Source organism: Kribbella sp., assembly GCF_035687465.1.
Classification (GTDB): Bacteria; Actinomycetota; Actinomycetes; order Propionibacteriales; family Kribbellaceae; genus Kribbella.
In genome coordinates, this window is sequence record NZ_DASRXP010000215.1 from 1 (window position 1) to 7,321 (window position 7,321).

General features: G+C 68.0%; 8 protein-coding genes and 1 tRNA gene. 6 read left to right on the forward strand and 3 right to left on the reverse strand.

What is annotated here, in order from left to right:
• Positions 1-435 (forward strand): hypothetical protein (locus tag VFG33_RS10795; protein WP_325025080.1); only part of this gene is annotated, 435 nt, incomplete at its 5' end.
• On the opposite strand, the gene VFG33_RS10800 is transcribed toward VFG33_RS10795, so the two are convergent.
• The 3 genes from VFG33_RS10800 to VFG33_RS10810 form a co-directional block, all read right to left on the reverse strand.
• The gene (locus VFG33_RS10800) at positions 432-1,802 is read right to left on the reverse strand and encodes a TrpB-like pyridoxal phosphate-dependent enzyme (RefSeq protein ID WP_325025082.1); all 1,371 of its coding nucleotides are present in this window, start codon (positions 1,800-1,802) and stop codon (positions 432-434) included. The two genes, VFG33_RS10795 and VFG33_RS10800, sit on opposite strands and share 4 nt — an antisense overlap.
• A gap of 33 nt (positions 1,803-1,835) precedes the next feature.
• Positions 1,836-2,891: an adenosine deaminase gene (locus VFG33_RS10805; protein ID WP_325025084.1), complete on the reverse strand. Its 1,056-nt coding sequence runs from the start codon at positions 2,889-2,891 to the stop codon at positions 1,836-1,838.
• Between the two features lie 88 nt (positions 2,892-2,979).
• Positions 2,980-4,173, reverse strand: coding sequence for a pyridoxal phosphate-dependent aminotransferase (locus tag VFG33_RS10810; protein WP_325025086.1), 1,194 nt, complete (start codon positions 4,171-4,173; stop codon positions 2,980-2,982).
• 292 nt (positions 4,174-4,465) lie between these two features.
• On the opposite strand from VFG33_RS10810, the gene VFG33_RS10815 reads away from it, so the two are divergent.
• The 5 genes from VFG33_RS10815 to rplA all read left to right on the forward strand — a co-directional run.
• Positions 4,466-4,538: transfer RNA gene (locus VFG33_RS10815), tRNA-Trp, on the forward strand.
• A gap of 55 nt (positions 4,539-4,593) precedes the next feature.
• Complete coding sequence (secE, locus tag VFG33_RS10820) at positions 4,594-4,836, forward strand: preprotein translocase subunit SecE (RefSeq protein WP_325025088.1); 243 nt, start codon at positions 4,594-4,596, stop codon at positions 4,834-4,836.
• Between the two features lie 391 nt (positions 4,837-5,227).
• Positions 5,228-6,094: a transcription termination/antitermination protein NusG gene (gene nusG / locus VFG33_RS10825; RefSeq protein WP_414672942.1), complete on the forward strand. Its 867-nt coding sequence runs from the start codon at positions 5,228-5,230 to the stop codon at positions 6,092-6,094.
• A gap of 12 nt (positions 6,095-6,106) precedes the next feature.
• Positions 6,107-6,538 (forward strand): 50S ribosomal protein L11, encoded by a 432-nt coding sequence (gene rplK, locus VFG33_RS10830; RefSeq protein WP_132190583.1) that lies wholly within the window; start codon positions 6,107-6,109, stop codon positions 6,536-6,538.
• A 95-nt stretch (positions 6,539-6,633) separates the two neighbouring features.
• Positions 6,634-7,321, forward strand: a 688-nt coding sequence (gene rplA / locus VFG33_RS10835; RefSeq protein WP_325025094.1) for a 50S ribosomal protein L1, incomplete at its 3' end; no start/stop codon positions are given.

The window sequence follows — 7,321 nt, forward strand, 5'->3', positions numbered from 1 at the left end:
TTCCTCGAGGTGGTGGCGCCTTGGATCGGGCCGGTGGTGCTGGATCCGCGGGAGTTGTGGTTGCCCCACGAATTGACGGCCGACCGGGCCGTAGTACAGGGGCTGATCGAGGAGATCAACAGTGCGGTGGAGCCGAAGCGCGGGCTGCTGACTGTTGCCGAGCGCACCTTCGACATGGCGGACGAGCAGGCCCGGTGGGACTTCACCAGGCTGGCCTACTGCTCTTCCGCGGCGACTGTCTGGAGCCGGGGCCGGCGGACCACGTTCTTCGAGCACCATCGGAGCGGGGCGCAGCACGACAGCGCGTCGTACTGGCTCCCGGACAGTGTCAAGGCGGCGTACTTCGAGGGCATCGCCGCCAAGGGCTGGGAAGTCCCGGCGGGGTGGCTCGGAGCGGTCGCCAAACGCCCCAAGCCCTGGTGGCGGCGCTTCTAGTTGACCGCGGGCAGCCGCTCGAGTGCGTGGGCAACCGAGGCCTGGAGGTCGGCGTCGTCCCAGGAGCGGTCGGTCATCGAGCCGGACAGATAAGCGTCGTACGCGGCCAGGTCCAGGTGGCCGTGGCCGCAGAGCGCGGTGAGGATGACCTTCTCCTCGCCGGACTCCTTGCAGCGCTGGGCTTCCTCGATCGCCGCGGCGAGCGCGTGCGTCGGTTCGGGCGCCGGCAGGATGCCCTCGGCGCGGGCGAACAGCACCCCGGCCGCGAAGCACTCCGACTGCTGCTTGGCGATCGCCTCGATCTCACCGGTCTCGTACAGGTGGCTGATCAGCGGGCTCATCCCGTGGTACCGCAGCCCGCCCGCGTGGATCGGATCCGGGACGAAGTCGTGCCCGAGCGTGTGCATCTTCATCAGCGGCGTCATCCCGATGGTGTCGCCGAAGTCGTACGCGTAGGTGCCCTGCGTGAGCGACGGGCAGGCGGCCGGTTCGACCGCGCGGATCACCGGTGCCATCTTCCCGGCCCACTTCTCCCGCAGGAAGGGGAAGGCGAGACCGCCGAAGTTCGAGCCGCCGCCGGTGCAGCCGACCAGCAGGTCAGGCGTCTCGCCGACCATGGCGAGCTGCATCAGGGCTTCCTCGCCGATGATCGTCTGGTGCAGCAGCACGTGGTTCAGCACGCTGCCGAGCGCGTAGTGGATCGACTCGTCCTGCAGCGCGACCTCGACCGCCTCGCTGATGGCGATGCCGAGCGACCCGGTGGAGGTCGGGTCCCCGACGAGGATCTTCCGCCCGGCCTCGGTCAGGTCCGACGGGCTCGGGTGCACGGTGGCGCCGAACACCTCCATCATGGTCCGGCGGTACGGCTTCTGGTCGTACGACGCCCGCACCTGCCACACCTCACACTCCAACCCGTACTGCGCGCACGCGAACGCCAGCGCGGTTCCCCATTGCCCGGCACCGGTCTCGGTGGTCAGCTTCCGGACTCCGGCCTTGGCGTTGTAATAAGCCTGGGGAACCGCCGTGTTCGGCTTGTGCGAGCCGGCCGGGGAGACGCCTTCGTACTTGTAGTAGATCCGCGCCGGGGTATCCAGTGCCTTCTCGAGTCGGTGCGCCCGGTAGAGCGGGCTTGGTCGCCACAGGCGGTAGACGTCGAGCACCTCGCCGGGAATGTCGATGTACTGGTCCTGCGACACCTCCTGCAGGATCAGGTCCATCGGGAACAGCGGAGCCAGGTCGTCCGGTCCGACAGGCTGTCCGGTGCCGGGGTGCAATACCGGCGGCGGAGGCGTGGGCAGATCGTGCAGCACGTTGTACCAGCGGGTCGGCAGCTCGTCCTCAGGCAGCAGGATCTTGGTCGGCATCATGCCCGCAACGTAAGCCCGTGGCTTGGAGGTTGGCTAGTAGGTGCCGGCCGGGGCCTGGGCTGGGGCGGCCTGGTCGACGCCGAGCCAGGCGTCGATCTCGGCGAGGAGGCCTTTTTGTACTTCGGCCGGCGCGGTTGAGGCCAGTACTGAGCCTCGGGCGAGGTCGGCCAGTTCTGTGTCGGTGAAGTGGTGGACGCTGCGGGCCGTCTCGTACTGCTCCGCGAGCCGCGACCCGAACAGCAGCGGGTCGTCGGCTCCCAGTGCGATCCGGGCGCCCGCCTCGTACAGCTGTCGCAGTGGAACGTCCTCTGCACTGCGGTAGACCCCCAGCGACACGTTGGATGCCGGGCAGACCTCCAGTGCGACCTGCGCGTCGACCAGTCGCTTCAGCAGATCCGGGTCTTCGACAGAGCGCACGCCGTGGCCGATTCGTCCGGCGCCGAGCTCGTCGAGGCAGGTCCGCACGGTCGCGGGGCCGCACAGCTCACCACCGTGAGGTGCCGCGAGCAGCCCGGCGTGGCGGGCGATCCGGAAGGCCGGTGCGAACTCCGACGTGGTGCCGCGGCGCTCGTCGTTGGACAGCCCGAAACCGACGACCCCGCGTCCGACGTACTGCGCTGCCAACCGTGCCAGCGTCCTCGCGTCGAGCGGGTGGCGAGTGCGGTTCGCCGCGATCACCACCTGGACGGCGATCCCGGTGGACGCGGACGCATCCCGGGCCGCGTCGAGCACGAGATCGGTGAACTCGGTGATCCCGTGGAAGCGGTTCGCGTACCCGGACGGATCCACCTGGATCTCCAGCCAGCGGGATCCGTCGGCTCGATCGTCCTCGGCCGCCTCACGGACCAGGCGGCGTACGTCGTCCTCGGTGCGCAGTACGGACCGGGCGATGTCGTACAGGCGCTGGAACCGGAACCAGCCGCGCTCGTCCGCGGCGGACAGCTCGGGCGGCCAGTCGGTGCGGAGGGCGTCCGGCAGCCGCACACCGTGGGTGTCCGCGAGCTCGACCAGGGTCAGGTGCCGCATCGAGCCGGAGAAGTGCAGGTGCAGATGGGTCTTCGGCAGCAGCCGCAGGTCCCGATGCGTCATTACAGAAGGTTACCGAGGCAACCGGCTGAGACAGAAATCGGGCCGTCCACCACCCTTGGCGAGGGACGGTCCGATCACGATCGTGAGCTCAGCTCAGCAGCTTCTGGATCCGGGAGACGCCTTCGACCAGGTCGTCGTCGCCGAGGGCATAGGACAGCCGCAGGTAGCCGGGAGCGCCGAACGCCTCGCCCGGTACGACGGCCACCTCGGCCTCCTCGAGGATGATCTCGGCCAGCTCGGTCGAGGTCGTCGCGACCCGCCCGTTGATCTCCTTGCCGAGCACGCCCTTCACCGACGGGTACGCGTAGAACGCGCCGGTCGGCTCGGGGCACTCGACGCCGGGGATCTCGTTCAGCATCTGCACCATCGTCTTGCGGCGCCGGTCGAAGGCCTTCCGCATCTCCTCGACCGCGCTCAGGTCACCGGTCAGCGCGGCGATCGCGGCCCGCTGGGACACGTTGGAGACGTTCGAGGTCTGGTGCGACTGCAGGTTCGCGGCTGCCTTGATGACGTCCTTCGGGCCGATCATCCAGCCGACCCGCCAGCCGGTCATCGCGTAGGTCTTGGCGACGCCGTTCAGGACGACGGTGGTGTCGGCCAGCTCCGGTACCGCGACCGGCAGCGACGTCGCCTTCGCGCCGCCGTAGGTCAGGTGCTCGTAGATCTCGTCGGTGATCACCCAGATGCCGTGCTCCAGCGCCCAGCGGCCGATCGCCTCGATCGCTTCCGGGCTCTCCACCGCGCCGGTCGGGTTCGACGGCGAGCAGAACACCAGCGCCTTCGTCTTCTCGGTCCGGGCCGCCTCCAGTTGCTCGACCGTGACCAGGTAGTTCTGGGTCTCGTCGGCCAGCACCTCGACCGGGACGCCGCCGGCGAGCTTGATCGCCTCCGGGTAGGTGGTCCAGTACGGCGCCGGCAGCAGCACCTCGTCGCCCGGGTCGAGCAGCGTCGCGAACGTGTTGTAGACGGCGTGCTTGCCGCCGTTGGTGACGAGCACCTGGGAGGCCTCGACCTCGTACCCCGAATCCCGCTTCGTCTTCTCGACGATCGCCTGCTTCAGCTCCGGCAGACCACCTGCCGGGGTGTAGCGGTGGTTCTTCGGATCGCGGACGGCCTCGAGGGCGGCCTCGACGATGTAGTCCGGGGTCGGGAAGTCCGGTTCACCGGCGCCGAAGCCGATCACCGGGCGACCGGCGGCCTTGAGGGCCTTCGCCTTCGCGTCGACAGCGAGGGTGGCCGATTCACTGATTGCACCGATACGTGCAGAAATGCGGGAAGCCATGACCCCATCCTGGCACTGCCCAGCACCGGGTGACACCTGGGTATCGCCAAGTGATCGCCAGGCCTGGCGATCCGGTCCCGGGTGGCGGGAACGGACAGGGGGTGTGCGGCGTTGGCCGGGGGTAGGGAAGGTAAGGTTCTGGGCGCGGTACGGCGCTTGGGTGGGAGTCGTGGCGGGGTGGGCCTCAGTTCGACCAGGTGGCCCGGACCCCGTACACTCTTCTAGTCCGGGCGTAGATGGCCCTGACTCGGCATGCCCGAGATCAGGTCTAGCGGCGTCTGGAACTTTGCAGAGGGCACTAGCTCAACTGGCAGAGCATCGGTCTCCAAAACCGAAGGTTGGGGGTTCAAGTCCCTCGTGCCCTGCAAATCCTGACCGGCAACGGGTCGGTCAGGCCGCCGCTAGCGAAAGAGGTAGGTCGTGACGGAGACGCGCACCCCGGCACCGTCCGGCGCCGGCAAGCCGGCGGAGGGCAAGCAGGGCAATCGCCTGCTGCGCTTCTACCGCCAGGTGGTCGCCGAGCTCCGCAAGGTCGTCTGGCCGACCCGCAAGCAGCTGTCCACCTACTTCGTGGTCGTGCTGACCTTCGTGGTGTTCGTCATCGCGATCGTGTCGGTCCTCGACCTCGCCTTCGGCTGGGCGATGTTCAAGATCTTCGGCTGACCCGGACCGGGCCGCCGGCCGTCTTGGAGCACAGCGGCCAGTACGGAGCGGCAGGATCCACCAGATTCACCCCCACGATGCACAGATGACGGAGTACAACGTGTCCGACCAGCGCGACGACGAGGTCCTCGACCCGGAGGCCGACGTCGACGTACCCGCTGACTCCGACGACGACCTCGACCTCGAGAGCTTCGACTTCGACGACTCGGACGACGATGACGACGACTTGTTCGCTCCCGCCGCCGAGGACGACGACCCGTTCGTCGAGCCCGTGGCCGCGGCTGACGACGAGGACGACGACGAGCCCGCCGAGGAGGTCGCGGAGTACGCGGCCGACGACGACGCCGAGGAAGGCACGCCGGACGAGGACGACTCCGACGACGAGCCGATCGTGATCGTCGCCACCGGCAACGCGGCGGAGGACGACGAGGTCGTCACCGAGGGCGATGTCGAGGACGCGACGGACGAGTTGGCCGCCGAGACCGCCGAGACCGCTCCGGACGACACCACCGAGCCGGAGACCGCTCCCGACGAGGTCGCCTATTCCAGCGACTCCGACGACGAGGACGCGGACTCCGACGCCCTCGAGGAGACGGTCGGGGCGGACGTGGCCGAAGAGGTCGTGCCGGAGGAGCCGGGCGACCCGCTGGAGGAGCTGCGCAGCACGCTGCGCTCCCAGATCGGCGACTGGTACGTGGTGCACACGTACTCAGGGATGGAGAACCGGGTCAAGGGCAACCTGGAGAACCGGATCAACTCCCTGAACATGGAGGACTACATCTTCGAGATCGTCGTGCCGACCGAAGAGGTCGCCGAGATCAAGAACGGCCAGCGCCGGATGGTGAAGCGCACCGTGCTTCCCGGCTACGTGCTGGTCCGGATGGACCTGACGGACGAGTCCTGGTCGACCGTGCGGCACACGCCGTCGGTGACCGGCTTCGTCGGGAACAGCCAGAAGCCCGTCCCGCTCAGCCTCGAAGAGGTCGAGAAGATGCTCGCTCCGGCCGTCGTGGCGGCGGCCGAGGCGGCGGCTGCCGAGACCGGCGCCGCACCCACCAAGACCGCGGCCAAGAAGAAGGTCGAGGTCGCCGACTTCGGTGTGGGCGACTCGGTCATGGTGGTCGACGGGCCGTTCGCGACCCTGCACGCCACGATCACGGAGATCAATGCCGACGCCCAGCGGATCAAGGCGCTGGTGGAGATCTTCGGCCGGGAGACCCCGGTGGAACTCAGCTTCAGCCAGATCCAGAAAGTCTAAGGACCCGAGAGAATGCCTCCCAAGAAGAAGATCGCTGCCCTCGTGAAGGTGCAGCTCCAGGCCGGTGCCGCGACGCCGGCCCCGCCGGTCGGTACCGCGCTCGGTCCGCACGGCGTCAACATCATGGAGTTCTGCAAGGCGTACAACGCCCAGACGGAGTCCATGCGCGGAAACGTCGTGCCGGTCGAGATCACCATCTACGAAGACCGCTCCTTCACCTTCATCACCAAGACGCCGCCGGCGCCGGAGATGATCAAGAAGGCCGCGGGCCTGCAGAAGGGTTCGGCCGTCCCGCAGAAGGACAAGGTCGGCAAGATCACCAAGGACCAGGTCCGCGAGATCGCCACCACCAAGATGCCGGACCTGAACGCCCGCGACATCGACGCCGCGATGAAGATCATCGAGGGCACCGCCCGTTCGATGGGCGTCGTCGTCGAGAAATAAGTCCCTCGGCCCAGCCGTTGGACATGTAGTACCGAACAGCAGTTGTGGCAGGGCGAAGCGCCGCCCGTGACACCACATCCCAGAGAGGAACACTCATGACTCAGCGCAGCAAGAGCTACCGCGCGATCGCGGAAGAGATCGACTTCGACCACCTGTACACCCCGCTCGAGGCGATCAAGTTCGCCAAGAAGGGTGCGACCGGTAAGAAGTTCAACTCGACCATCGACGTCGCGATGCGCCTCGGGGTCGACCCCCGCAAGGCCGACCAGATGGTGCGCGGCACCGTCAACCTTCCGCACGGCACCGGCAAGACGGCACGGGTCCTCGTCTTCGCCACCGGTGAGAAGGCCGAGGCCGCCAGGGCCGCCGGCGCCGACTTCGTCGGTGACGACGACATGATCAAGAAGGTGACCGACGGCTGGCTCGACTTCGACGCCGTCGTCGCCACCCCCGACATGATGGGCAAGGTCGGCCGGCTGGGCCGGGTGCTCGGACCGCGTGGTCTGATGCCGAACCCGAAGACCGGCACGGTCACCCCGGACGTGACGAAGGCCGTCACCGACATCAAGGGCGGCAAGATCGAGTTCCGGGTCGACCGGCACGCGAACCTGCACTTCATCATCGGCAAGGTCTCCTTCGACGAGGCCCAGCTGGTGGAGAACTACGGCGCCGCACTGGAGGAGATTCTCCGGCTGAAGCCCTCCAGCTCGAAGGGTCGCTACATCAAGAAGACCGTGTTCTCGACGACGATGGGCCCGGGTGTGCAGGTCGACCCGAGCGCCA

Bases quoted from the DNA above. Each gene is read 5' to 3' on its own strand.
- VFG33_RS10800 (WP_325025082.1), bottom strand. From the start codon at position 1,802: ATGATGCCGACCAAGATCCTGCTGCCTGAGGACGAGCTGCCGACCCGC.
- VFG33_RS10805 (WP_325025084.1), bottom strand. From the start codon at position 2,891: ATGACGCATCGGGACCTGCGGCTGCTGCCGAAGACCCATCTGCACCTG.
- VFG33_RS10810 (WP_325025086.1), bottom strand. From the start codon at position 4,173: ATGGCTTCCCGCATTTCTGCACGTATCGGTGCAATCAGTGAATCGGCC.
- rplK (WP_132190583.1), top strand. From the start codon at position 6,107: ATGCCTCCCAAGAAGAAGATCGCTGCCCTCGTGAAGGTGCAGCTCCAG.